The 25,057-nt window shown below is 63.8% G+C and carries 25 protein-coding genes; 21 read left to right on the forward strand and 4 right to left on the reverse strand.

Annotated elements, in window-relative coordinates; translation table 11 throughout:
• Positions 1-120: 120 nt before the first annotated feature.
• The 3 genes from ABH922_RS00415 to ABH922_RS00425 all read left to right on the forward strand — a co-directional run bounded on the left by ABH922_RS00415 (position 121) and on the right by ABH922_RS00425 (position 2,957).
• Positions 121-1,650 carry an LCP family protein gene (locus ABH922_RS00415; RefSeq protein WP_424805051.1) on the forward strand — a complete coding sequence of 510 codons (1,530 nt, stop codon included), beginning with the start codon at positions 121-123 and terminating at the stop codon, positions 1,648-1,650.
• A gap of 133 nt (positions 1,651-1,783) precedes the next feature.
• Entirely contained in the window at positions 1,784-2,071 is a 288-nt protein-coding gene (locus ABH922_RS00420) for a hypothetical protein (RefSeq protein WP_424805052.1), read from the forward strand.
• Between the two features lie 55 nt (positions 2,072-2,126).
• A complete protein-coding gene (locus tag ABH922_RS00425) occupies positions 2,127-2,957 on the forward strand; it encodes a crotonase/enoyl-CoA hydratase family protein (RefSeq protein ID WP_424805053.1) in 831 nt (276 codons plus the stop codon).
• 87 nt (positions 2,958-3,044) lie between these two features.
• Here the strand turns inward: ABH922_RS00425 and ABH922_RS00430 are convergent, their stop codons facing one another.
• A complete protein-coding gene (locus tag ABH922_RS00430; RefSeq protein WP_424805054.1) occupies positions 3,045-3,536 on the reverse strand; it encodes an inorganic diphosphatase in 492 nt (163 codons plus the stop codon).
• Positions 3,537-3,639: 103 nt separating this feature from the next.
• Between ABH922_RS00430 and dacB the strand changes: the two genes are divergently transcribed.
• The 18 genes from dacB to ABH922_RS00520 all read left to right on the forward strand — a co-directional run bounded on the left by dacB (position 3,640) and on the right by ABH922_RS00520 (position 21,006).
• Entirely contained in the window at positions 3,640-5,049 is a 1,410-nt protein-coding gene (dacB, locus tag ABH922_RS00435; RefSeq protein WP_424805055.1) for a D-alanyl-D-alanine carboxypeptidase/D-alanyl-D-alanine endopeptidase, read from the forward strand.
• On the forward strand, positions 5,049-6,119 hold the full coding sequence (locus ABH922_RS00440) for a zinc-dependent metalloprotease (RefSeq protein WP_424809512.1): 1,071 nt from the start codon (positions 5,049-5,051) through the stop codon (positions 6,117-6,119). The genes dacB and ABH922_RS00440 overlap by 1 nt, the downstream gene beginning before the upstream one ends.
• Positions 6,120-7,097: a tRNA lysidine(34) synthetase TilS gene (gene tilS, locus ABH922_RS00445; protein WP_424805056.1), complete on the forward strand. Its 978-nt coding sequence runs from the start codon at positions 6,120-6,122 to the stop codon at positions 7,095-7,097.
• 3 nt (positions 7,098-7,100) lie between these two features.
• On the forward strand, positions 7,101-7,655 hold the full coding sequence (hpt, locus tag ABH922_RS00450) for a hypoxanthine phosphoribosyltransferase (RefSeq protein ID WP_424805057.1): 555 nt from the start codon (positions 7,101-7,103) through the stop codon (positions 7,653-7,655).
• Positions 7,656-8,074: 419 nt separating this feature from the next.
• Positions 8,075-9,370 carry a hypothetical protein gene (locus tag ABH922_RS00455; protein ID WP_424805058.1) on the forward strand — a complete coding sequence of 432 codons (1,296 nt, stop codon included), beginning with the start codon at positions 8,075-8,077 and terminating at the stop codon, positions 9,368-9,370.
• A gap of 280 nt (positions 9,371-9,650) precedes the next feature.
• Complete coding sequence (gene ftsH, locus ABH922_RS00460; protein WP_424805059.1) at positions 9,651-12,230, forward strand: ATP-dependent zinc metalloprotease FtsH; 2,580 nt, start codon at positions 9,651-9,653, stop codon at positions 12,228-12,230.
• A gap of 63 nt (positions 12,231-12,293) precedes the next feature.
• Positions 12,294-12,911 carry a GTP cyclohydrolase I FolE gene (gene folE / locus ABH922_RS00465; protein WP_424805060.1) on the forward strand — a complete coding sequence of 206 codons (618 nt, stop codon included), beginning with the start codon at positions 12,294-12,296 and terminating at the stop codon, positions 12,909-12,911.
• A gap of 43 nt (positions 12,912-12,954) precedes the next feature.
• Positions 12,955-13,776 (forward strand): dihydropteroate synthase, encoded by an 822-nt coding sequence (folP, locus tag ABH922_RS00470; RefSeq protein ID WP_424805061.1) that lies wholly within the window; start codon positions 12,955-12,957, stop codon positions 13,774-13,776.
• A 1-nt stretch (position 13,777) separates the two neighbouring features.
• The gene (folB, locus tag ABH922_RS00475) at positions 13,778-14,143 is read left to right on the forward strand and encodes a dihydroneopterin aldolase (protein WP_424805062.1); all 366 of its coding nucleotides are present in this window, start codon (positions 13,778-13,780) and stop codon (positions 14,141-14,143) included.
• Positions 14,140-14,643 carry a 2-amino-4-hydroxy-6-hydroxymethyldihydropteridine diphosphokinase gene (gene folK / locus ABH922_RS00480; RefSeq protein WP_424805063.1) on the forward strand — a complete coding sequence of 168 codons (504 nt, stop codon included), beginning with the start codon at positions 14,140-14,142 and terminating at the stop codon, positions 14,641-14,643. The genes folB and folK overlap by 4 nt, the downstream gene beginning before the upstream one ends.
• Positions 14,644-14,663: 20 nt before the next feature.
• Positions 14,664-15,131, forward strand: a complete 468-nt coding sequence (locus ABH922_RS00485; RefSeq protein WP_424805064.1) for a DUF3180 domain-containing protein — start codon at positions 14,664-14,666, stop codon at positions 15,129-15,131.
• 68 nt (positions 15,132-15,199) lie between these two features.
• A complete protein-coding gene (locus tag ABH922_RS00490; RefSeq protein ID WP_424805065.1) occupies positions 15,200-16,387 on the forward strand; it encodes a DUF6779 domain-containing protein in 1,188 nt (395 codons plus the stop codon).
• A 109-nt stretch (positions 16,388-16,496) separates the two neighbouring features.
• Complete coding sequence (locus tag ABH922_RS00495) at positions 16,497-17,438, forward strand: Rossmann-like and DUF2520 domain-containing protein (protein ID WP_424805066.1); 942 nt, start codon at positions 16,497-16,499, stop codon at positions 17,436-17,438.
• Complete coding sequence (gene panC, locus ABH922_RS00500; RefSeq protein ID WP_424805067.1) at positions 17,431-18,363, forward strand: pantoate--beta-alanine ligase; 933 nt, start codon at positions 17,431-17,433, stop codon at positions 18,361-18,363. The genes ABH922_RS00495 and panC overlap by 8 nt, the downstream gene beginning before the upstream one ends.
• Before the next feature lie 48 nt (positions 18,364-18,411).
• Complete coding sequence (gene panD, locus ABH922_RS00505) at positions 18,412-18,858, forward strand: aspartate 1-decarboxylase (RefSeq protein WP_424805068.1); 447 nt, start codon at positions 18,412-18,414, stop codon at positions 18,856-18,858.
• A 3-nt stretch (positions 18,859-18,861) separates the two neighbouring features.
• Complete coding sequence (locus ABH922_RS00510) at positions 18,862-19,680, forward strand: type III pantothenate kinase (protein WP_424805069.1); 819 nt, start codon at positions 18,862-18,864, stop codon at positions 19,678-19,680.
• A 388-nt stretch (positions 19,681-20,068) separates the two neighbouring features.
• On the forward strand, positions 20,069-20,587 hold the full coding sequence (locus tag ABH922_RS00515) for a cysteine dioxygenase (RefSeq protein ID WP_424805070.1): 519 nt from the start codon (positions 20,069-20,071) through the stop codon (positions 20,585-20,587).
• Positions 20,584-21,006, forward strand: coding sequence for a rhodanese-like domain-containing protein (locus ABH922_RS00520; protein WP_424805071.1), 423 nt, complete (start codon positions 20,584-20,586; stop codon positions 21,004-21,006). The genes ABH922_RS00515 and ABH922_RS00520 overlap by 4 nt, the downstream gene beginning before the upstream one ends.
• Here the strand turns inward: ABH922_RS00520 and ABH922_RS00525 are convergent.
• The 3 genes from ABH922_RS00525 to ABH922_RS00535 are packed head-to-tail and all read right to left on the reverse strand — an operon-like array spanning position 21,000 to position 25,041.
• A complete protein-coding gene (locus tag ABH922_RS00525; protein ID WP_424805072.1) occupies positions 21,000-22,622 on the reverse strand; it encodes a helix-turn-helix domain-containing protein in 1,623 nt (540 codons plus the stop codon). The two genes, ABH922_RS00520 and ABH922_RS00525, sit on opposite strands and share 7 nt — an antisense overlap.
• A complete protein-coding gene (locus ABH922_RS00530; protein WP_424805073.1) occupies positions 22,619-23,947 on the reverse strand; it encodes a hydantoinase/oxoprolinase N-terminal domain-containing protein in 1,329 nt (442 codons plus the stop codon). Before ABH922_RS00530 ends, ABH922_RS00525 begins: the two co-directional genes overlap by 4 nt.
• Positions 23,944-25,041 carry a DUF917 domain-containing protein gene (locus ABH922_RS00535; RefSeq protein WP_424805074.1) on the reverse strand — a complete coding sequence of 366 codons (1,098 nt, stop codon included), beginning with the start codon at positions 25,039-25,041 and terminating at the stop codon, positions 23,944-23,946. The genes ABH922_RS00530 and ABH922_RS00535 overlap by 4 nt, the downstream gene beginning before the upstream one ends.
• Positions 25,042-25,057 lie beyond the last annotated feature (16 nt).

The raw sequence follows: 25,057 nt of genomic DNA on the forward strand, positions 1-25,057 counted from the left end.
CGCGGCTCCGACCGCGTGGGATACGGCTTCAGGTCTACTCCGTTATCCACCCTCGGGGGTGATTCGTCGTAGTGATGCCTGTGTAGGTTCTCCTCAGATTGGGCCGCTAGGGTGACTTTCGTGGATTCACGCGCCCGTCACGCGGCAGTCAAGCGGAAACCTCACCGGGCGCCACAACGTGCGAGGGCAGCGGTGGGGCGTCGACTCCTCGCCGGGGCCATGTCTGCGGCGGTGCTCATCGGCGTGGGCGGTGTGTGGTACATCCAGTCCGATCTGACATCCGGCCTCAATCGATCGGACGCGCTGTCCGCGCTGGGCGCCGACGCGGGCTCCTCGCTCGACGGGGACACGAATATCCTGCTGATCGGACTCGACAGCCGTAAAGCCATGGACGGCAGTGATCTGCCCGCGGAATTCGTCACCGAGCAATTGCACGCCGGTGACAGCGACGTGGGAGGGTACAACACCAACACCCTGATCCTGCTGCACGTTCCCGGTGACGGCAGCAAGGCCAGCGCCGTGGCTATTCCACGTGACGACTACGTGGCCGTTCCCGGATACGGGATGGCGAAGATCAAAGAGGCATACGGCATGGCAAAGGCCGACGCCGATGCGAAACTTGTCTCGCAGGGAATCACCGATCCCGCTGTGCGGGAGACGAAAGCGCGGGAAGCCGGCCGGCGTTCGACACTCGCAACCGTGCAGAATCTGCTCAAAGTGCCGATCGATCATTTCGCCGAGGTGAATCTGATCGGATTCTACGACGTCGTCTCGGCCATCGGCCCCATTCAGGTGTGCCTGAACAATGCTGTGCAGGATGACTTCTCGGGTGCGAATTTCCCGGCCGGAGTGCAAACCCTGAATGCGTCACAGGCATTGTCGTTCGTTCGGCAGCGACACGGTCTCGACAACGGCGACCTCGACCGGACACACCGGCAACAGGCCTTCATCAGTGCCGTGATCACGAATCTGAAAAGTTCCGGCGTCATGGGCAACATCCCCAAGATGACTGCCCTCGCCGATGTGGTGAAGAAGGACATCGTCATCGACTCGGCGATGGACCCGGTCAAATTCGCTACTCAGGCAACAGCTCTCGCCGGCGGGAACATCGATTTCCACACCCTCCCGATCGAGGGATATCAGACGATAAACGGGCAGGACGTCAACACTGTCAACCCGGCCAGGCTTCGTAAGGAAGTGGCGAGCATCTTCGCGGGCAATGGACCGGTGCCGCAGACTCCGGATCCCTCGCTCGACGCTCTGACCGGCAGTCGCAACGAAAAGGTGGATGTGCGCAACGGAACGGCCGTCGACGGCTTGGCGGCGTCCTATGCCGCTACGTTGACCGCACGTTCGATCGTGGTCGGGGAGGTCGCCACCGGGCCGAGCACCGCCACGACGACGGTGACGTACGGTGTCGGTGCCGAAGCGGTCGCACAAGCCTTGGCTGCCGAGCTGGGAATTTCCGCAGTGGCCGACAACACACTCACGGGTGAGACGGTGTCCGTCTTGATCGGCGAGGACAACGCGCAGTCGATGTTTGTCGCCCCTGTTGCTGCTCCGACCTCGATCGATCCGATTCCGGACTCCGGACCGCAAGGTGCACCCCTTCGGGCCGATGCCAACGGTGGCATCCCCTGTGTCGACTGATTCTCAGGAAATTCGTAGCTTGCCGCACTGAATTCTCAGGTACGCAGGTCTACATTGGTGAAGTCGATCTCGTTCGGGTGCTTGATATTTGGATCTCTCGGACGGGAGTGTGCAGTGAGGAAAGGACTGTCCAATGGCTACTCCAGTTTTGGTAAAGAATCTCGACGCCGTGAACGTGCGGACCGTGCCGCAGTCCGGAAACGTTCGGACCATGCCGCAGTCCGTAAATGTTCGGACCATGCCGCAGTCCGTGAATGTTCGGACCATGCCGTTGTCGCAGTACCTCAGTGAGCACCCGATCGATCGAGCGTTTCCGTCCACCAGTGAGCGGGTCGCCAAGATCGCGATGCTGACGATGTTCGGTCTCATGGCACTGACCGTCCTGCTTCTCGTTCTCGACGAGACTGGTCTTCTCGGTTGACGGGTCTTCTCTGACCGGTCTTCTCGATTGACCGGACTGTGGTTACTCTCGGGTAATGACTGAGCAAAAGAGCTGGAATGCGTTCACCGTCGAGCGCAAGGATCACGTCGCCCAGGTGACGCTGACCGGTCCGGGCAAAGGGAACGCGATGGGACCCGACTTCTGGAGCGAACTCCCGGAGATCTTCGCCGAACTGGACGCCGACCAGGATGTGCGAGCCGTAGTCTTGGCCGGCTCCGGCAAACACTTCTCGTTCGGGCTCGATCTGCCCGCGATGAGCGGTGGATTCGGTGCAGTTCTCGCCGACAAAGCGCAAGCCGGACCACGGACGACGTTCCACGACATGATCAAGCGGATGCAGGCCGCGATCAACGCCGTGGCCGACTGCCGTAAACCCGTCATCGCGGCAGTGCACGGTTGGTGCATCGGCGGCGGTGTCGACCTGATCACCGCAGCGGACGTTCGTTACGCCAGTGCCGATGCCAAGTTCAGCATCCGGGAAGTCAAAGTCGCGATCGTCGCCGACATGGGCAGTCTCGCACGACTGCCCGCGATCATCGGTGACGGCCATCTGCGTGAATTGGCGCTGACCGGTAAGGACATCGACGCCGCTCGCGCCGAGAAGATCGGACTCGTCAACGACGTGTTCGACGACGCCGAGGCGGTTCTGGCCGCAGCTCACGCGACGGCTACGGAAATCGCACTCAACCCGCCGCTCGTCGTGCACGGCATCAAGGATGTTCTCGATCACACGCGCAGCGCCGGCGTCGACGACAGCCTTCGATACGTCGCGGCCTGGAACGCGGCGTTCCTGCCGTCTCGAGACCTTACCGAGGCCATCACGGCGGTCTTCCAGAAGCGTGCGCCGGAGTTCCGCGGCGAATAAGGACACCGCGCCCGACACCCCGAACGACGCAATCCCCGCACACCGAATCGGTGTGCGGGGATTGCCGTGACTGACCAGAAAAAGGCGTCAGTGTCCGCCGTTGTCGGCCAGACGCTTGATCGAAGCCTCGATCTCCGCCTCTGCCTCGGCGCGCCCCACCCAATCGGCACCGGTGACGTGCTTGTTGGGCTCCAAGTCCTTGTAATGGACGAAGAAATGCTTGATCGCGTCCAACTCGAACTGCGAGATGTCGCTCAAGTCCTGAATGTGATCCCAGCGAGGATCGCCCGCAGGAACACACAGAACCTTGTCGTCGCCGCCGGCCTCGTCCACCATCTTGAACATGGCAACGGGGCGGGCCTCGACGATGACGCCGGGGTAGACGGACTCGGGAAGCAGAACCATGGCGTCGAGCGGATCGCCGTCCTCGCCCAGAGTGTTCTCGATGTATCCGTAGTCGGCCGGGTAGCCGAAGGCCGTGTAGAGGTAACGGTCCAGCTTGACGCGGCCGGTCTCGTGGTCGACCTCGTACTTGTTGCGTTGACCCTTGGGGATCTCGATAGTGACGTCGAACTCCACGCCGATTCCTCGCTGTCGTCTCGGTAATGATTCGTCGGAAGGATATCGGTTCAACGATAAGGTTGCCTGACCACCCAGGAAGCAGAGCACAGACGGAGGGACGTTGTCGGGCGAAGGAAAGAAGAAGATCGGCTCGTTGGAACAGAGCCGACGACGCACCACCCGAATTCTGCTCGCAGTCTGTGCGGTGATCGTTCTCCTCGTCGCAGGCATCGTCGTCGTCAAACTGGGCGCCTCGGGTGAAAGCCACGGAGCCGCACCCGTCTCCACGTCACCGCAACCAGCTCCGGTGACACCGTCGCCGCAGGTCGTGCCCGTTCCCACAGATGCGCCGATACCGACAGCGTCTGGGATTTCGGCTGCCATCGGCGCGGCCGTGAAGAATCCCGACCTGGGTAAATTCACGGGTATCGTCGCGGATGCCATCACCGGAAACGTGCTGTGGAGCACAGATCCGTCGACGCCGATGACCCCGGCCTCGACGACGAAAGTGCTCACCGCGTCGGCAGCCCTGTTGACCTTGCCGATCGATCATCGAGTCGCCACCACCGTCGTCGCCGGTGCGGAACCCGGACAGTTGGTACTCGTCGGCGGTGGCGATCCCACCCTGACCGCCACGCCGAAGGGGCAGAGCGGCTACTACGCTAACGCCCCCCACATCGCGGATCTGGTCGACCAGATCAAGGCGTCCGGCACCGCGGTGACGAGCATCGTGGTGGACAACAGTCGCTTCACGGGAGAGACCATGTCCAAGGGATGGTTCCCGGCCGACATCGCCGCCGGCTACATCACCCCGATCGAATCGGTGATGATCGAAGGTGGACGGCTCGACGGCACACAGGACGAATCGCCGCGATCGGAAACCCCGGCACTCGATGCCGGAAAGGTACTGGCGCAAGCGTTGGGTATCGACCCGGCTGCGGTGAGCCTCGGCACCGCCCCGAGTGGAGCCAAGACCGTTGCGAGCGTGCAATCGGCCCCCCTCGGCGATCGACTGCTGCAGATGATGGAACACTCCGACAACGTCCTTGCCGAAACCATCGGCCGCGAGATCGCCATTGCGGCCGGGGGAGAAGCGTCCTTCACCGGTGCCGTCGACGCGACGGCCACAGCGCTCGCGGCCGGCGGCTTCGATCTCACCGGCGTCTCGTTGCACGATTCGAGCGGGCTTTCCGTCGACGACCTCATCCCGGCCGACGTACTCGACCGCGTGATGACCGCGGCCGCAGGCGCCGGTGACCCGAAGCTGAGATCGCTACTCGACTATCTCCCGGTCGCAGGCGGAACCGGCAGTCTCTCGGATCGTTACTCCTCCGGCAGTCGCACCGGAGCAGGCTGGGTCAGAGCGAAGACGGGAACTCTGTCGACCGCCAGCGCGTTGTCAGGGTTCGTGGTCGATCAAAACGGTCGAGTGCTCACGTTCGCGCTCATGTCCAACGATCGACCGCCAGAAGTGAGCCGTCCAGCCCTGGACGCCATCGCCGGAGCATTGAGGAATTGCGGGTGCACATAGTGGCCGACCAGACTCCGACAGACGAAGATTCGGCCGGTCTCGGCGCGGCAGTCGACTGGGCTCTGGCTGCCAAAGCCGGCATCAAACTCGCGCCGAGCGGCCCGCCGATGTCGCGGTACACCCTCGAGACCGCGACCGCCGAACTTGCCGACGCTTCCGAGCGCGCCGAACTTCCGGTTCGCGCCGTTACCGGCTTGGCCGACGGACTTCCCGTCCCGGCCGCCGACGTGCTCGACCGGGCAGGCTGGGTGAGAGCGGCATCCCGGTCCATGGCACATCTGACCGGTGCCGACCCGGACGGTAACGGCAAGCTGCTGCTGGGTAAGCCGGCGGGTCTGCAGGCCGGTGCCATGCTCGCCTACCTGTCGTCGGCCATCCTCGGTCAATACGATCCGTTCACCGGCGAGCACGGGAAATTACTGCTGGTCACCCCCAACATCGTCACGGTCGAACGTTCGTTGCGCCTGAATCCGAGCGACTTCCGGCTCTGGGTCTGCCTCCACGAGGTCACGCATCGCGTCCAATTCTCGTCGTCGCCGTGGTTGGCCGGATACATGAAGGAATCCGTCGACACCCTCGGAGCAACGGTCGAGGAGCCGATGACCGACGTCGTCGGTAGGATCGCGGCGCAACTGCGGTCCCGAGGCGAACCCGACTCCGGCAGCGATGCAGCCGCAGGCGGAATCATCGGTTTGCTGCGGGCCTCGCAACCGGAACCACAACGTGACGCCCTGGACCGGATGCTCGTCCTCGGCACTCTGCTCGAGGGGCATGCCGATCACGTGATGGACGCCGTCGGGCCTGACGTCGTCCCGTCGGTGGTCGCCATCCGCGCAGCATTCGACCGGCGTCGCCGACGCACGTCGAACCCCGTCCAACGGCTGATCAAGATGCTGCTCGGCATGGACGCCAAGATGGCCCAGTACGTGCGCGGCAAGGCATTCGTCGATGCCGTCGTCCTGAAAGTGGGAATGGACAACTTCAACACCGTCTGGACCGGGCCCGAAACACTGCCGTTGCTCGACGAGATCGACGACCCCGGCGCGTGGGTGACGCGCGTTCTCGGCTAGATGTTGCTTCCGGAAACTGTTGCTCTGCTCGAACTGAGGCAGGCGGTGCGGGCCTGGACGGCCACGTACGCCCCTGGCCGAGAGGTGGCGGTGGCTCTCTCCGGAGGTGCCGATTCGCTGGCTCTGACGGCTGCTGCCGTGGCCGAAGTGCCCAGCGTCGACGCTTTGATCGTCGATCACCGACTCCAGGACGGTTCGGCGGACGTGGCGAGAACGGCAGCCGATCAGGCGCTGGCGCTGGGTTGCCGGTCGGCAACCGTGTTACCCGTGCACGTCGCGCCGGGTGGCAGCCTCGAAGCCGCCGCCCGGGTCGCCAGGTATCGGGCGCTCGACGACGCGAGGGGGCGCGTGCCGGTACTGCTCGGCCACACCCTCGACGATCAAGCCGAGACAGTCCTGCTCGGGCTCGCGAGAGGGTCGGGCGGCAGATCCATCCAAGGCATGGCTGCCCACGACCATCCGTGGGGCCGGCCGTTCCTCGGATCGCGGCGTGCGGTGACCGAAGCCGCGTGCGCCGACCTCGGAATCACACCGTGGTCCGACCCGCACAACGACAACCCCGAGTTCACCCGGGTACGGCTACGACACGAGGCACTACCGCTGCTCGAAGACATTCTCGGTGGGGGAGTGGCCGAAGCGCTGGCCAGAACGGCAGCTCAATTGCGTGAGGACGGCGAAGTTCTCGATACGAGATCGACCGCCGTTCTCGAGAACGTGACGGTGGACGGTGAAGTGGGCGTGGACACACTCGCACTGGAACCGGTTGCACTGCGGCGCCGGGTATTGCGAGCGTGGCTTCTGCAGGGTGGCGCAAAATCGTTGACCGACAAGCAGTTACGGACAATCGACGCATTGGTTACGGATTGGCGAGGGCAAGGTGGCGTCGCCGTGGGCGGTGGAACCCCGGAGGCGAGGTTGGTGGTGACCCGACGACGTGGCAGTCTGGTCCTCGGATTCGAAGACCGACGAAGGGTTTGACGCGTGTACGAGGGCGACATCGCATCGGTACTGATCTCCGAAGAGCAGATCCGTACACGAACCGCGGAACTGGCGCAGGAAATCGCCAAGCGCTACCCGGAAGGCTCGCCCGAAGGTGATCTGCTGCTGATCGGCGTCCTCAAAGGTGCCGTCTTCTTCATGACAGACCTGGCGCGGGCACTGCCGGTGCCGTCTCAGATGGAGTTCATGGCAGTCAGTTCCTACGGATCGTCCACCTCTTCCTCGGGCGTCGTGCGCATCCTCAAAGACCTCGACAAGGACATCGCCGGGCGTAACGTCCTCATCGTCGAGGACATCATCGACTCCGGTCTCACACTTTCCTGGCTGATGCGCAACCTCAAGACCCGCAACCCTGCCTCACTCGAGGTCGTCACCCTGCTCCGCAAGCCCGACGCCGTCAAGATCGACGTCGACGTCCGCGACGTCGGCTTCGACATCCCCAACGAATTTGTCGTCGGCTACGGCCTCGACTACGCCGAGCGCTACCGCGACCTGCCGTACATCGGCACTCTGGAGCCGAAGGTCTACGGCGGCTGATCTACTGCGCACCGCCGGCCCCTGTGCGGCTGTGTGCTCTGGCCGGAAAACCGACCTGAGTACAGAAAGGTGCCGGTGACTGCTGCCGACAGGATTCGGGAACGTTCACTCGAGAGTGTCGTCAGCAACGCGCTCGACGGATTCACTCGTGTGTTGTCGAAACTGGCGTGTTGTCGAAACTGTCGACGACTCGCCAGGTCGTCGTGTTTTGTGACGAGGACCGGTTTGCCACTGCGATAAGGAAACTCGCTGCCGAGGCTCGACTGGTCGAGGTGATGAACGACCCGAAGGCGACGGTCGACGGGACACTCACCCGATGGCGGCGACGTGGCGATCCTGTTCGAGAGTGCATGACGATCGCGAGGTCACGTCGGTTCGCTCGGATATCGTGATCGCGACAAACCGGAGGAAGGCTCGATGTGGTCGACAACGACAATGTGATTCCCGTATGGACGCTGGCAACCAGAGAGGTCGCGGCTCCGTTCCACTCGGACGAGGAAGTGTTCTCGCCCGCGCGCCTCGCCGAATTGCGGACGATTCTGGCCGTTTTGGCGGAATCTCCGATCGTCACCCTCGAAGCACATCCCCTCCCGACGTCGACCGATCTCGGTCGCGGCATCCATCTCGACAGCGCCAGTCCGCTGGCGTCCCATTTGGCACAGCTGATAAGTCAGACGCCGAAGGTGGAATCGACAGTTGTGGGCGGGGAGGCCTTGTACCGCATGGTGGTGCCGGCCAAGGTGGCTGCGCAGGTCGGTAGTGGTCTGGTCAAACCGATGCAGGCAAAGGCAATTGCCGGTGGGGTGCACGGTGCGCTCGTCGGACAGTCCGGAATCGTGGCTCAAGCCACCTTCGTGCCTGTTGCCGGGAAGTCCGCGGCCGTCGGTGCAGTTGGCGGCTCTGCGGCTACAGCGGGTGCCGCAGTAGCCGGAGCGGGCGTATTGACAGTCGCGGCGCCGCTGGTGTTGATGGCGCTCGCAGTCGGCGTCAGCGCCCACGCCGACCGTAGGCGTGAACAGGCGATCGAGAAGATCACCACATTGCTCGAAAAGCTCAACGACAATGCGTTGCTACACGAGCGCAATGCGTTGAACGGATGTGTGGGTGCCATCGACACGGCGACAGCGATTCTCTTGGACCAGGGCCGGATCGGCGCGTCGGTGGGTCTGGACTCTGCAGTTCACGCGATCAGCGTGGGTATAGCGGCCGCCGAGGGTCGCTTGAAGAAGTGGCAGGAAGGACTCCAGCGTGTGAAATCGGGGCGCATCGAACTCGACAGGCTCCGAGCCGAGTTCGAGGGGATCGACGAGGACGCCGGCGAGTTCCGTGCGCACCTCGAACTTGCCGCGCTCGCCATCGCACTCAAGAAGCGAGTCATCGTCCTGCAGGCTGTGGAGCATGCCCAGATGGATCAGGAAAACCCGTTCGAGAGTTTCACTCGCGCATTGAAAGGTGACCAGCAACGCGTCTCGAAGCTGGAATCGGGGATTGCGGCGTTCCTGCTGGGATTGGGCGAACTGAAAGTGGATCGTTCCCACGGTGTGCGTGACTTCGTGTTCAAGTCGAGCGAGGTGGACAAACTGTTGCGGACTGCATACCTGTTGCGGGAGCTCGGCGACGGAGCGGAACTGTCCGATCACGATTCCGATGTGGCCATCGAGATCGCACGCAAGAGCGACGGGTCGGTCGTCGTGTTTCCCGCTCTCGTCGCCTAGATCGATCGGGGTGGGCATTTTTCGTGTGGTCTGCCGGAAAAGCGCACCACAACGGGTATGAACATGTTCGCTGACAGAGAACTGCGCACTGGCGAAGCTCGGGAACCTGCAAGCGCAGGCGCTCGTTGAAGGTCATGACTACCGTTCAGGCAATGCAGCACGGTTGCTTGCGGGCATCGACGGGGCCGATCGCGGTAACCTGCAGGTGTCCGGTCGAGCGCCGGAAGGCGACCCGGCAGACCCGCACTCTCGAAAGGACCGGCCATCTCGGCCGACCTGTATGAACCGTAAGACTGTTTTCCGTAACGTGCTACTCGTAGCGGTCGTGCTGATGGTGTTCTACGCCTTCAGCTATTTCGGCAACGACACGCGTGGCTTCAAGACCGTCGACACGTCGGTCGCGATTGCTCAGATCGACGCAAAGAACGTCAGTTCGGCGCAGTTCGACGATCGTGAGCAGCAGGTTCGTCTGTGGCTGAAGGACGGTAACGACGCCACGGACGGTCAGAAGGAGATACTGGCCAAGTTCCCCGAAAGCGCATCGGGGCAGATCTTCAACGGCCTCGAGGGTGCCGGACTCGACACGTTCAACACCAAGGTCACCCAGGACAGCTGGTTGACGTCGATCCTGCTGTTCATCCTGCCGATGATCATTCTCTTCGGCATTTTCTTCTTCGTCATGAGCCGTATGCAGGGTGGCGGCGGTCGCGGCGGAATGATGGGCTTCGGCAAGTCCAAGGCGAAACAACTGTCCAAGGACATGCCCAAGACCACGTTCGCCGACGTCGCCGGCGCTGACGAAGCGGTCGAGGAACTTTACGAGATCAAGGACTTCCTGCAGAATCCGGCGCGCTACCAGGCTTTGGGCGCGAAGATCCCGCGTGGTGTTCTGCTCTACGGTCCTCCCGGTACCGGAAAAACCCTGCTCGCTCGCGCAGTCGCAGGCGAGGCAGGAGTCCCGTTCTTCACGATCTCGGGTTCCGACTTCGTCGAGATGTTCGTCGGCGTCGGCGCCTCGCGTGTGCGGGACATGTTCGAGCAGGCGAAGCAGAACAGCCCCTGCATCATTTTCGTGGACGAGATCGACGCAGTCGGTCGCCAGCGTGGTGCAGGTCTCGGCGGGGGACACGACGAGCGCGAGCAGACCCTCAACCAGCTTCTCGTCGAAATGGACGGCTTCGGCGATCGCACCGGCATCATCCTGATTGCCGCAACCAACCGTCCGGACATCCTCGATCCCGCGCTGCTGCGTCCGGGCCGCTTCGATCGGCAGATTCCCGTCGGGGCTCCCGACCTGGCAGGCCGCCGCGCGATTCTGCGCGTGCATTCGCAGGGCAAGCCGATCGATCCCAACGCCGACCTCGAAGGTCTCGCCAAGCGGACAGTGGGCATGTCGGGTGCCGATCTTGCGAACGTCATCAACGAGGCCGCACTGCTGACCGCTCGTGAGAACGGGGCCGTCATCACGGAGGCTTCACTCGAGGAATCGGTCGACCGCGTCGTCGGTGGCCCGCGCCGCAAGAGCCGCCTCATCAGCGAGGAAGAGAAGAAGATCACCGCGTACCACGAAGGTGGACACACTCTTGCCGCGTGGGCGATGCCTGACATCGAGCCGGTCTACAAGGTCACCATTCTCGCCCGCGGTCGCACCGGCGGGCACGCGATGACGGTGCCGGAAGACGACAAGGGTCTGATGACGCGGTCGGAGATGATCGCCCGCCTGGTGATGGCGATGGGTGGCCGAGCGGCCGAGGAACTCGTGTTCCACGAGCCCACGACGGGCGCCTCCTCCGACATCGACATGGCCACCAAGATCGCACGATCCATGGTGACGGAGTACGGCATGAGCGCGAAGCTCGGTGCAGTGCGCTACGGCCAGGAGGGCGGAGATCCGTTCCTGGGTCGTTCGATGGGCGTGCAGTCGGACTACTCGCACGAGATCGCTCGCGAAATCGACGAGGAAGTTCGCAATCTCATCGAGGCCGCTCATACCGAGGCCTGGGCCATTCTCAGCGAGTATCGCGATGCGCTCGACTTGCTCGCGACCGAGCTCCTCGAGCGTGAGACATTGACCCGCAAGGATTTGGAGAAGATTCTGGCGGGCGTCGAGAAACGGCCGAGAATCACGGCGTTCAACGATTTCGGTGGGCGTACCCCGTCGGACCGTCCGCCGGTGAAGACGCCTCGTGAGCTGGCGATCGAGCGCGGCGAGACCTGGCCGGAGCCTGTCGCCCCGCCGACGCTGGTCAAATCAGGTGCCTCGGCCGTGTCGAACAACGGAAACAACGGAAATGGCGTGCCCAACGGCTACGTCCAGCCGACCTATCAGCAACCTGGCCCGGCGTCGAACACCGTGCCCCAGCCCGGAACCCCGGACTACGGTGCCCCGGCTGGATGGTCGGCCCCCGGCTGGCCGCCGCGTGAGAACCAGGCGCCCAACTACCCGGGACAGCGATCGGGTGGATATCAGGCACCGCAGTACCCGGACCAGCAGCAGGCGCCGGGACCGGTGAATCACGGTCAGTACCCGCAGCCCGGTCAGGGGCAATATCAGCAGCCTGCCCCCGGCCCGTACGGTGCGCCGAATCCGGAACAGCAACACCCCGGCCAGCAGCAGTACCCGGATCAGCAGCAGTACTCCGGACAACGTCACGTTCGTGGACCCGGTGCGTCACCGGAGTACCCGGCTCAGTACCCGGACGACAGCCGCCACACGGACCCCAATCTCGGCAACGGCCACCGAGAGAATCAATGGCACTCTCCGGAGTCGGATCAGCAGCAGACTCCGCCGTCACATCATTCGACCGGAGACGACGGGCCGAGCACAGCCCGATGGGACGGACCGGACGGATCGCGTTGATCGCGCGCCATTAGGCTCGTGGGGCGAGGGGAAACCAGTGAATGATTTTCGAGGAGTGTTCGGTTGTCGGTGAATGAAGTGACCAACGGACTGGTCTCGCTCGGAACGGGACGCGAGTTCGATCAGGCGCGAGCGGAAGCAGCAGTGCGTGAGCTGTTGATCGCCGTGGGTGAAGATCCCGACCGCGAAGGCCTGCTCGACACGCCCGCGCGGGTTGCCCGCTCGTACAAAGAGATTTTCGCCGGTCTCTACACCGAGCCGGACGAGGCGCTCAACACCACTTTCGACGAGGGACACCAAGAGTTGGTTCTGGTTCGGGACATCCCGATGTTCTCGACCTGCGAGCACCACCTCGTCTCGTTCCACGGCGTTGCGCACGTCGGCTACATACCCGGCCGATCCGGCAAGGTCACCGGGCTGTCGAAGCTGGCACGGGTAGTCGACCTGTATGCGAAGCGTCCGCAGGTGCAAGAGCGGCTGACCAGTCAGATCGCGGACGCCCTGATGCGCAAACTCGACCCGCGCGGAGCGATCGTCGTGATCGAGGCCGAGCATCTGTGCATGGCAATGCGTGGTATCCGGAAACCCGGCGCGAGCACCACCACGTCGGCGGTACGCGGGCTTCTGCAATCCAGCGCGGCTTCCCGGTCGGAAGCGCTGGATCTCATTTTGCGTAAATGACAGATGTGACCTCGATCTTCAGAGCTGAGGGAGATCAGGCCCGATGATCGTGATGGGAATCCTGAACGTCACCGAGGATTCGTTTTCCGACGGTGGCCGCTTCCTCGATCGGGATGCGGCCATCGAGCGGGGTCTGCAGATGCAGCGTCTGGGCGTCGATGTCGTCGATGTCGGTGGTGAGTCCACGCGCCCAGGCGCTATCCGTGTCGATCCGGCATTGGAGGCGTCGCGGGTGACTCCGGTGATCGAGGAACTTGTCGCTGCCGGTGTGCGGGTCAGTGTCGACACGATGCGTGCCGACGTCGCGGCCGGAGCGATCGAGGCGGGCGCTGCGATCGTCAACGACGTCTCCGGTGGTAGAGCCGATCGTGGCATGGCTGCGGTGGTAGCGGATGCAGGCATCCCGTGGATCCTCATGCACTGGCGCTCCGGTGTGGACTACGTCCATCGTGGCTCTGCATCTCATTACACCGACGTAGTCGACGACGTACGCGACGAACTGCTCGTGCAGGTCGATCTGGCGCTGAAGGCAGGCGTCGATTCGTCGAAGATCATCCTCGATCCGGGGCTGGGTTTCGCGAAGAACGCCGACCACAACTGGGCTTTGCTACATGCACTTCCGGCGTTCACGGCCCTCGGTTTCCCCGTTCTGGTGGGTGCGTCCCGGAAGCGTTTCCTCGGATCGTTGCTCAGCGATCCGGACGGTTCCCCTCGGCCGCCTGCGGGTCGGGAGACGGCGACAGCAGTGGTGTCGGCTCTGGCGGCGCGTGCGGGTGCATGGGGTGTTCGGGTACACGACGCACGAGCCTCGCTCGATGCGATGGCGGTGGTCGGGGCATGGAATCGTGGGCGAGAGAGGATCTGAGATGGGCGACCGAATCGAATTACGTGGTTTGAAGGTTCGTGGTAACCACGGTGTCTTCGATCATGAGAAGCGCGATGGGCAGGACTTTCTCGTCGACGTCACGGTCTGGATGGATCTGTCGCAGGCCGCGGCCTCCGACGATCTGACGGATACCCTTCACTACGGAGAACTCGCCCAGGCCGCGGCCGACATCGTCGGTGGTCCGCCGCGTGATCTCATCGAGACCGTGGCCGGTGAGATCGCCGACAAGGTTCTGGAGGATCGGCGAGTGGAGAGCGTCGAGGTGGTTCTCCACAAGCCTTCTGCGCCCATTCCGCTGGTGTTTGCCGACGTTGCGGTGGTCGTGCATCGGACGAGGTCGGCGTGAGCCGGGCCGTACTGTCCATCGGTTCGAACATCGGTGACAGCCTGGCGCACCTGCAGTCCGTGGTTGACGGCCTCCGCGACGTCGTCGAAGCGATCTCTCCGGTGTATTCCACGGCACCGTGGGGTGGGGTCGAGCAGCAGGACTTCCTCAATGCCGTCGTGGTCGTCGACGATCCGACGGCCGACTGCACCGAATGGCTCCGCCGTGCGCAGGCGTTGGAGGAAGCAGCTGATCGGGTGCGCGAGCAGCGGTGGGGTCCTCGTAGCCTCGACGTCGACATCGTGGTCTGCGACGACGTCGTCAGCACCGATCCGGAGTTGACGCTTCCGCATCCGCGGGCACACCTGCGCGCTTTCGTCCTGATTCCGTGGCTCGACGTGGAGCCGGCGGCAACGCTCACCGTCGACGGTCGGCAGGCTTCGGTGGCCGAGTTTCTGGCCGAACTCGACTCGTCCGAGCGAGACGGTGTCCGGCTCGTCGACGCGATTCTGATCCGGTGACCGAGCCGGACCGTGGCCGGATGAAACCGACACGCATCGGTGAGCTGCTCGTGTTGGTGGTGATCGCCGCCGTGAGTTCCTGGATTCTGATCCGGGGGTTCTACGGATCCATTCCGCCCGTCCCGGTCTACGCTGGTGGATCGCTCTATCTGGTGGCGGCAGCGGAGTTCGTCTTCGCGTTGGTGATCCGCTCACGGGTGAAGAATCGACAGATCGGGAGCGGTCTTCGTGATCTGCATCCGATCACCGTGGCGCGTGCCGTCGCGTTGGCGAAGGCCTCGGCCCTGGTGGGGGCGGTGACGTCCGGAATCTGGGTGGGTGCGCTCGTGTACCTCGTGCCACAACGAAGTTCTCTGCACGCGGCGTCCGCTGACGCGCCGGGTGCGTGGGTTGGACTGGGCGCGGCGGTAGCTCTCGTCGCGGCCGCGTTGTGGCTCGAACGTTGTTGCAAGGCACCAGAAGATACACCTGGGACGCCGAGTCTGTGACGGCCTGGTAGGCAAATCACCTCCCGGGGTACGTGGCTCCTGCGCCGGCGCGCAGTACCCTTGCACCCATGACGAACTCTGGTCGATCGAAGTCTGCGCGGCGAACGACGCGCAGCGCGAGCCAGATGATCATCGCCGGTCTTCTCGCTCTCGCGGTTATCGCGTCGGTTTTTCTCATCTTCAGCAACAGCGTGCAACTGCTCCGTGTGGGTTTGGTGGTCGCTCTCTGGGCGGCCACGCTGGGCGCGATCGCGATGACCAAATACCGTCGTGAGTCGGCATTGGACAAAGCGAAGGTCGTGGACCTGCAGACGGTGTACGAATTGCAGCTCGAGCGTGAGATTTCGGCGCGGCGTGAGTACGAACTGGGTGTCGAGAACCGGGTGCGCAGAGAAGTCACACCGGAAGCGGAGGAGTTGGCGGCCCTTCGCGCCGAGCTCGCGACGCTGCGCAGGAACCTCGAAGTGTTGTTCGAGGGTGGCCTGCTGCAGGAACGGGCTGCGCTCAAGACGGAGTCGACGCGGGTCGCCGAACTCGGGGGTAGCTCGTACTCTACCTACCAACCCGCCGCGTCCGGCTTGTACGTGCCGGGTGTGGGCCAGAGTGCGAGTCAGCCGCCGCCGAATGTCGGCGGTTTGGCCTCTCCGTCGGACGAGCCGGTGACGGCGGAGACCACGGTGGTTATCTCGGACAACAGCTGGCAGGAAAGCGGCTTCGCAGTGCCGCGGAACCTACGCACCTCCAGCACGCACCGTGCCGGGGAGACGCCGAGTGTTCCGGTACCGCCGAAAGGCCCGACCGCCGAGTCGAAGCCCGCCGAGTCGAAGCCCGTCGAGCAGCCGAAGCCGCCGGAGAATCCGGTAGCTGACGCGACGCCGGTGCCGCGGGCGAAGATCAAGCCTGCGGTGGTAAAGCCGGACGTCGTCGAGCCGAAGCCCGTCGAGCAGCCGAAGCCGCCGGAGAATCCGGTAGCTGACGCGACGCCGGTGCCGCGGGTGAAGATCAAGCCTGACGTGGTGGAGTCCGAGATCGTCGAACCGGTTGACGAGTCCGTCGGTCAATCGTCGGCGGTGCCGGACGACGCCGAGCCGGCACCCCACGCGGAGACTGCCTCACGCCGGCGTCGGCGAGCAGAACCTGAACCGATCGTCGGCGGGGCTCATTCGAACGGGCTGACCGTCGCCGAGATCATGGCCAATCTGCGCTCGACCGACTCCGACGACAGCCCCGGCGGACGCCGCCGGCGACCTGACTGAGTTCTAGATCACCCTCTCGGACGTGGCACCGTGGTCCGGACGAGAGATATTGTCGCCTCAGAACGTCTGGTACCCGCCGAGCGGGACTGGAACGAACGAGAGGAATACGGTGACTTCCTTCGGGATCACTAACGCGCCTGCTCCTGCCCGTTTGACGGTGGGGATCGTATCCGGAGGGCGTGTCGGTACGGCACTCGGTGAGGCCTTGGAGCGGGTCGGTCATGTTGTCGCTTCATGTTCGGCGGTGTCCGCAGCGTCTGTCGCCCGTGTCGGTACTCGGTTGCCGGATACCGACATTCTTCCGGTGCCAGAGGTGGCTGCACGGTCGGAACTGCTGATTCTGGCTGTTCCCGACGATCAACTCGCAGATCTTGTCTACGGTCTGGCCGCCACCCATGCGGTGAAGCCGGGGACCATCGTCGTGCACACGTCCGGTGCCAACGGCATCGGTATTCTTGCTCCACTCTCGGATCTGGGAGCGCTGGCGCTGGCCGTACATCCGGCCATGACGTTCACCGGGCATGCCGAAGACACGGCTCGGTTGTCGTCGGCGTGTTTCGGTATCACGGCCGCGGACGACGTCGGGTATGCCATCGCTCAGGCACTCGTTCTCGAGATCGGCGGCGAGCCTGTACGCGTTCGCGAGGAGAATAGGAAGCTCTACCATGCGGCGTTGGCGCATGGTAGTAATCACCTGGTCACCCTTGTCGTGGACGCCGTGGAAGCATTGCGCGCATCCCTGGAAGGTGACGAGCTGCTCGGTCAGCAATTGATCGACGGTGACCCGGGCGGAGTCGCGGAGCGCGTGCTGCAACCACTGCTCTCGGCGGCATTGGACAATGCGTTGCGACGTGGACCTTCGGCGCTGACCGGGCCGGTGGCGCGGGGCGACGCGGGTGCGGTCGCGACGCACCTGCAGGTGCTGACGCAGCTGGACCCGGAGTTGGCGGCCGGGTATCACGCGATGTCGTTGCGGTCCGCTCAGCGAGTGGGTGCACCGATCGAACTGTTCGAGATTTTGGCTGACATGAAAGGCGAGCGTCGTGAGTGACCTACAGGGCGGATACAAGCGTGGAGAACTGACGGTTCACCACGAGCCCGACAAGCTGCGGCGTGTGTCTCGGGCGCTGCGTGGCGTCGGTAGGCAAGTTGCCCTGGTACCTACGATGGGCGCCTTGCACGCCGGCCACATCGAGCTGGTTCGCCAGGCGAAGATCACCGGTGCCGTCGTGATCGTGTCGATTTTCGTGAATCCTCTCCAGTTCGACGAGGGCGAAGACCTGGATGCGTATCCACGCACTCTGGACGCCGATCTCGACTTGCTGCGTGCCGAGGGTGTCGAGTTGGTATTCGCTCCGAGTGTGAAAGCGATGTACCCGCGAGGACCACGCACCACGATCGTGCCCGGCCCGCTGGGGAGCGAACTCGAAGGTGGCTCACGCCCGAACCACTTCGCCGGGATGCTGACGGTGGTCGCGAAGCTGCTGCAGATCGCGGTACCCAATCACGCGTACTTCGGGGAAAAGGACTACCAACAGCTCACGTTGATACGGCAGATGGTGTGGGATCTGAACTTCGATGTCACTGTCGTCGGTGTACCGACGGTTCGTGAGTCGGACGGGTTGGCCCTGTCCTCGCGGAACCGCTACCTGGACGAGTCGCAGCGAAGCGTCGCGGTGGCTCTCTCTGCTGCACTGATCGCAGGCGCCCACGCTGCGTCCGGTGGGGCGCAGGCAATCCTCGAGACCGCCCGGGCCGTACTGGCAGCCGCTCCCGATATCGAAGTGGACTATCTCGAGGTCAGAGGTGTCGATCTCGGTCCAGCCCCCGAGCGGGGGGACGGTCGCCTGTTGGTGGCTGCCAAGCTAGGTTCCACGCGCCTGCTCGACAACGTCGGGGTCGCTGTCGGAACCGGATTCCTCGAACGAGACACCGATCCGTCGGCCGACCTGGTCGACGATCTGTTTTCGCGCTGATCGCATTACATCGAACGCTCTTGCACGTATCCACGAGTTAGGACCGACATGTTTCGCACAATGATGAAGTCGAAGATCCACCGCGCCACCGTGACCCACGCGGACCTGCACTACGTCGGTTCGGTGACCGTCGACCAGGATCTGATGGAAGCCGCCGATCTACTCGAAGGTGAGCAGGTCTGCATCGTGGACATCGACAACGGTGCTCGACTCGAGACATACGTCATCACCGGCGAGCGCGGTAGCGGTGTGATCGGAATCAACGGTGCGGCAGCGCATCTGGTCAAGCCGGGCGATCTCGTCATTCTGATCGCCTACGGCGTGATGAGCGAGGAAGAAGTTCGCGAGTACCAGCCGCGCGTCGTCTTCGTCGATGCGGACAACAAGCAGGTAGAACTCGGTTCCGATCCGGCACATGCGCCGGAAGGCTCGGGTCTGATCACTCCTCGGACGCTCGCGGCACTCGACGCCGAGCGCGAATCCAGCTTGGTCTAACCGGTGTTACTCGCGGTCGACGTCCGGAACACCAGCACGGTCCTCGGCCTCTACTCCGGGATCGGGGACAACGCGAAACTCGTGCACGACTGGCGAATGCGTACAGATTCGCGCGTGACTGCCGACGAACTGGCGTTGACGTTCCGTGGGTTGATCGGCGAGAAGGTCGAACAGGTCACCGGAGTCGCTGCCCTGTCCACCGTTCCCGCCGTGTTGCGTGAGATTCGGGTGATGTTGGAGCGGTACTGGGGCCGGGTTCCGCATGTCGTGGTCGAACCAGGGGTTCGCACCGGCGTGCCGTTGTTGGTGGACAATCCCAAAGAGGTCGGTGCCGACCGGATAGTCAACAGCCTTGCCGCGCATCACCTTTACGAAGGTCCGTGCGTAGTCGTCGACTTCGGCACATCCTCGACGGTCATCGATCTCGTATCGGCGAAGGGCGAGTTTCTCGGCGGGTGCATTGCTCCGGGGCTGGAGGTCTCGATCGATGCCCTGGCTTCGCAGTCCGCGGCGCTGCGTCAGGTGGAACTCGTCCGCCCGCGTTCGGTGATCGGGAAGAACACCGTCGAATGCATGCAGTCGGGAGCGGTATTCGGGTTCGCCGGTATGGTCGACGGCATCGTGCGACGCATCGGCGACGAGTTGCCCGAATTCAGTGGCAGGGGGGTCGCTGTCATCGCCACTGGTGACAGTGCGGCGTTGATCGTGCCGGAATCGGAGACGATCGATAATCTCGAACGGGATCTGACTCTCGAAGGTCTGCGTCTGGTTTTCGAACGCAATCAGGCGCGACGGGGGGCGGGGCGTCGCCCGACGGCGTGACCGGCTCGCTACTGCCACTACGAGCCTGGTTCCGCGGCGAGCACACCCAGCCGCGTGGTTCGACTTCGATCAGCTCGGTCCGGTGCAATTCGTTGCCGGATTTGTGACGTTCACTGCGCGTGCTCGTGCTCGGTGTTTCGCAATGGCGGAAGTTGTGTCAGAATGGTCAGCGTGAATCAGTGCGCGAGGGCTCAGGAGTGTTGTCGAGGCTGACTGCTGCCTTGACCAATTCACACCTCCTTGGAGCATGCTCGTGCTTTCCACATATTCTGCAGATCTCTCTGTTTTCAGCTCTACCTCAGGTTTGGACCGCCGTGGTTCTGCCGCACTCAAATCCACTCGTTCGGCATCCGCTCGTCGAGTCGGTTCCCTCGGGAGCGGCGCTTCCTTGCCGACCCGCCTGCGACCGGCCGACCTACTGCGGTTGACTGACGAGGGCGCGAACGGCGTTCTCGACGGTCGCTTCGATCACCTGCTGCCGGATACATTTCCGGCACTCGATCGGTGGGCGACTCGCCTGCATGCCGACGACGACGTCGATGTGTGGTTGATCAGTTGGGTACCGGATCGCAACACCGAATTACACGACCACGCCGGATCTTTCGGCGCACTCACCGTGCTCAGTGGCGCGTTGACCGAATTCCGTTGGGCCGGTGACACACTGGTAGAGCGTCAGCTCGACGCAGGTGATCAAGCGTCCTTCCCGCTCGGCTGGGTCCACGACGTGGTCCGGGCCTCCGATACAAGCGACTCCACCGGTGAAATCAGCCCCGATGCGCCGACTTTGAGTGTCCATGCGTACTCGCCGCCGCTGACGGCGATGTCTTACTACGAAGTCACCGAACATCAGACGCTTCGTCGCACTCGTACCGAGCTGACCGACCTGCCCGAAGGGGGCTCCAAGTGACCATCGACCAGATGCTCGACGACGCTCGCGCACAAATCGACCGCCTGTACGTTTTCCAGCTCGCCGAAGCATTCCATCGTGGAGCGATTTTCGTCGACATCCGCCCGCAGGCGCAGCGCGCAATCGAGGGAACGCTACCCGGCGCGCTGGCAATCGAGCGGAACGTTCTCGAATGGCGACTCGACCCCACCAGTAGCGCGCACTTGGCACTGGCCACCGATCACGACGTCGAGTGGGTGATCGTCTGCTCCGAGGGGTACACCTCGAGCTTGGCCGCGGCGTCGTTGCAGCAGCTCGGCCTGCACAATGCCACCGATCTGGTGGGTGGATACCAGGCGATCAAGGCGGCAGGTCTGCTCGGCGCGCTCAGTGGAGAGCGTCATTGCACCCGCGAGTTGGCAGCGGTCGCCGCTCACTGAGAGTGCGGCAGCGGGTCTTCTCGCGAGTTGTCCATGTTCGACACTCGGGTGGACAGATGCAGGATCAGTCGGTCGTCCGGATCGGTGAGATCGAAGCCCAGTGCGGCGCGGACTCGTTCGAGTCGCTGAAGAACCGTGTTCCGATGCAGCCCCAGTGCGTGAGCTGTTGCGGTGGCGGAGGATTCGTTGTCGAGATAACAACTCAGTGTCTTGACGAGATCGCCGCTGGGGTCCACAACGGTCAAAGGCTCCAGGATTCCGAGTGCGCCGTCCCTCATGGACTGGGCTTCGAACCAGCCAGAGAGCAAGCGCGCGGTGCTGACCGACGTCACGTGTTCGACGGCAAAGGGCGTCGACGCGCTCCGTGCGACCGTCGCGGCCTGTTTGGCTTGGACGATGGATTTCTTGATACCGGCAGCGCCGAACTCGGCGCCACCGATACCGGCACAGAATCGGTAGTCGTCGTTCTTGTCGAGAGCGGAGAGGACGCTTCTCACCGTCGGGGCCAGCACGTCGACTGCCGACTGCTCGTGTGCGGTGTCGTCGTCGTCGGAGGTGGTCCAGAACACGTAACCGTCCGACTGCTCGATGACGGCAGTGTCGATTCCGTACCCGGCCAGTGATTCTTCTATTGCAGTCAGGGTTTCGCTGTGATGGGCCGAGTCGGTGTGCTTCCAGGTGATGTACACGGCGGTATGCCAGCCGCCCAGCCGCCAGCGTAGGGCGCTGCTCTTCTCCAGGGTGCGAGGGGAGACGTCGTCCGCTTGATCGAGGATTTCGCCGAGCAGCATCGAACGATGCCGGCTCTCCCGCTCGATATGTGCTGTTCGCGAGGCGAGCAGCACACTGTAGGACAGTGCCGCGATGGTCATGGCCTGGGTGATCGCATCCAGCAGAAAGTTCGGGCATGTCTGGGTGGCGGCAACCAGCCACAGATTGGCAGAACTGTGCGGAGCCAGTTGAATAGGTTGTAGGACTACCGATTCCGTCTCCGCAGTGGTGAAAGATCCAGGACGTGGGTGCGTTGCGGACATCAAGTTCCGACCCTCGGGAAGACCGGCCAATCGGTGACATCGTTCGGCGCCTGCCACCAGGCGTCCTTCGGCGTCGACCATCGCGATGTCGGCGTCGACCGTCCGGGACAACGCGGCGATCAGTTGTCGGGCGTTGGTGGGCGCAGTCCGGAACCGGTGGACGGCGTCGCTGACGATACGCAGGGCGGCGATCTCCGGAGCGCGCACGTATTCGTCGCAGGCGGTGACGGTGGCGCCGGTGTCTATGGAATCGACCACGACCAGCGGGATGGACAGCCGGTCCGCGAGGGACGTCGTCGCGAGCGAGACGGTCCGGCCTGTTGCTTCGAGCACCAAACCGGCCACCGCGGCACTGTGCGCCATACGCAGTGCCAGATCGGTCGAAACATGCTCCGCCTGAATCGCTCCCGGGGTGAACACGATCAATGTCCCAGGTGGGACGTCTTTGATCCAGTGCGCGTCGGCGCACGGCATCACTCGGGTTACTCGACGGTCGAGTCCGCTGTCGCCACCGATCACCCGGTGGCCGGGCAGTACGTCGAGTGCGAGGAGTTGTCGGACGGTCACTGCGGAGGTCTTCATTCGAGCGGTCCTGTCGCCATGGCGCTCAGGCGCACGCACGTGCTGGTCACGTATGTGAGCGGAGTGTCGCGGAATCGCACGATCTCGATCCGTGCTGGATCGGCACCCGCGCGAATCGCAGCGTCGACGGCGTCGGCACGCGCTGCTGCAACACATTCGGCGTACGTCCTGTCCACGAATCGGTACACGCGATCGACGGATCCTCCGGCGTGAGCGGTGGCAGCTCCGACCGCCCCGGCCAGCGGGCCCAGTTGCGAGTGCAGAATCGGCGGTGGGCACAGGGCGTTCGTCGCCGATGACGCGGTGAGGAGAACGACCGGCGCCTGTCCCAGCCAGGAGCGCATTCTCGCGATCAGTTGTGGCAGTTTCGGTGACATCGATCTCTGGTCGATCCGGGTCTTCCACAGGCCGGTCGACGATGTGGGTACGCCGAACACCGTTGCGTTGTGGTGTGATTCCCACGGAATCCCGTCGGCGATCGCGGTAACGTACGTGTACGTGGGGGATTCGTGTACCACCAGCGCGTCCTCGAGAGAGTGCTCGTGACGAATACCGGCGAGAGCCCCGGCGCGGGTGGATTCCCGTACCCGTGACGGTTGACCGATCATATCCGGTACCGACATCAAGGTGCCGTCGCCGCCGATGACGTGCATCGGGGCGTCCACTCCGCAGTTGCCTAGTAGTTGTGCCATCTCGGCGGCCACCCGCTCGGTGCGTGCGGTGGTCGCGGCGTCGAGAATCGTCACGTTTTCGCGCTCGATCAGGCCGATCCCGCCTGCGGCCCCGCCGAGTGTGACGACGGTACCCGGTCCGAGTATGTCGGCGACCGTCGATGCCGCCGCCGTTTCGTGAGCCGATGCCGACTGCGAGTTCGTTCCGACGACGGCACACGCGCGGATGTCGTTCGCTCTGCACGTCCGGGCGAATTCTTCGACGGCAGCGATGTCGAGCTCGCAGCGCGGGCGTCCGTCGTAGTCGTGTCCACCGGCGACGACGGCGGTGGGCCCACCGACGATCGCGGTGAGGGCCTGCGGCCAGCCGAACATCGGAGGCACCGAGGTGGTGGTCGGTGCTGCCAGTCGCAGCACTCCCACTCGTTCTGCATCCCTGGGGATTACGGCCGTCGAGGTTTCTCCCAGACCGGCGACCATCACTCGGGCGACGGTGCGAACGTCGTGTCCGCGGAGAACTTGATCGAGTAGCTCGGCCACTGCGGTGGTGGAACTTGTGCGACCGACGATCCCGGTGACGACGGTACCGTCGTCACCGACGAGTACGGCGGCGGGGCGGGTCCCGAGTGAGATTCCCAGTGACATGGCGTTCATTCGCGGTATCCGACCGAGACGGGGTCGATGTCGAAACCGAAGACGCGGGGACCGATCAGCGCGGCTGCTTCGTCCGTGTGCCATCTGCGGTCTCCTGGCGCTGCGACCACTCGAATATGTTGTCCGCGTGAGAGAGAGGTGTTCTGCACCACCGATCCGGTTTCGGCGTCGAGGACGGAGATGATGTCCGGCACTGTGGTGACGGGAGTTCCGTTCAGTGTCGCGATCAGGTTCTCGCTCTGTTGATCGAGCCGCAGAATGTCGACGGAGGTGTCGGCACGGTTCTCCCCGAACACGGTCACCACGGCGTTTGCTGTCCCGGCGGTGACTTCGTGCACGACTTCGACGACAGTACCTTCGAACACGATCCGGCCGTCGCAGGCCGCCAGGCATCGTTCGACGGCGTGATCGTCGCCGGATTCCATGTCGAGTACCAGGCGACCGAGTTCTATTCCGCGTGAGAGTGCGCCGGCGCTACCGTGTGCGCGAACGTCTCGCGCGGTGATCTCGTATGCGCTGACCACCGCAACCATGCCCATCTCGGTCAAGGTGGCCCGCAGCAGGTTGCTCCCGCTCTGCTCGCTGCCGGCTCGCATGATGCTGTAGGAACCCGACGAGCCGACCATGTAGATCGGGGAGAGCGGAAATCCGGCCAGGGTCAGGAAGGTCATCTCCAGCGCGGGAAAACATCGCTGCATGAGGTCGGCGTCGATGCACGGCAAGTCGAGTTCCGCTGCCACCACGATCGGGAACAGCCCGTTCACCGGTCCCATCTGCATCGGGAGTATCGCTGCACACGGGCGGCCGAGGTGTCGTTCGATCACTTCGCGAAGGAGCAGGATCTCGGAGCGGCCGGGGAACGCTTCGACGACGGCGCTCGGGGTGCCGCCCATGACCACCGGTAGCACCACGGCGTCGTCGTCGAGATCGGCGGCGTCGATCAGCGTCACCGGTCCGCGCTGTAGCAGTGAATGCCGCAACATCTGCACGGGAAGCAGCGGGTCACCGCCGCCGCCCGAGGCCAGGAACGACACGCCGGCAGACAGACGGTCCACGTCGTCGAGCGTCAGGTGGCGCATGGGCGGGTAGGTCACCTCGTCTCGGTGGTCG

The organism is Rhodococcus sp. 27YEA15, assembly GCF_049739425.1.
Lineage (GTDB): Bacteria > Actinomycetota > Actinomycetes > Mycobacteriales > Mycobacteriaceae > Rhodococcus_F.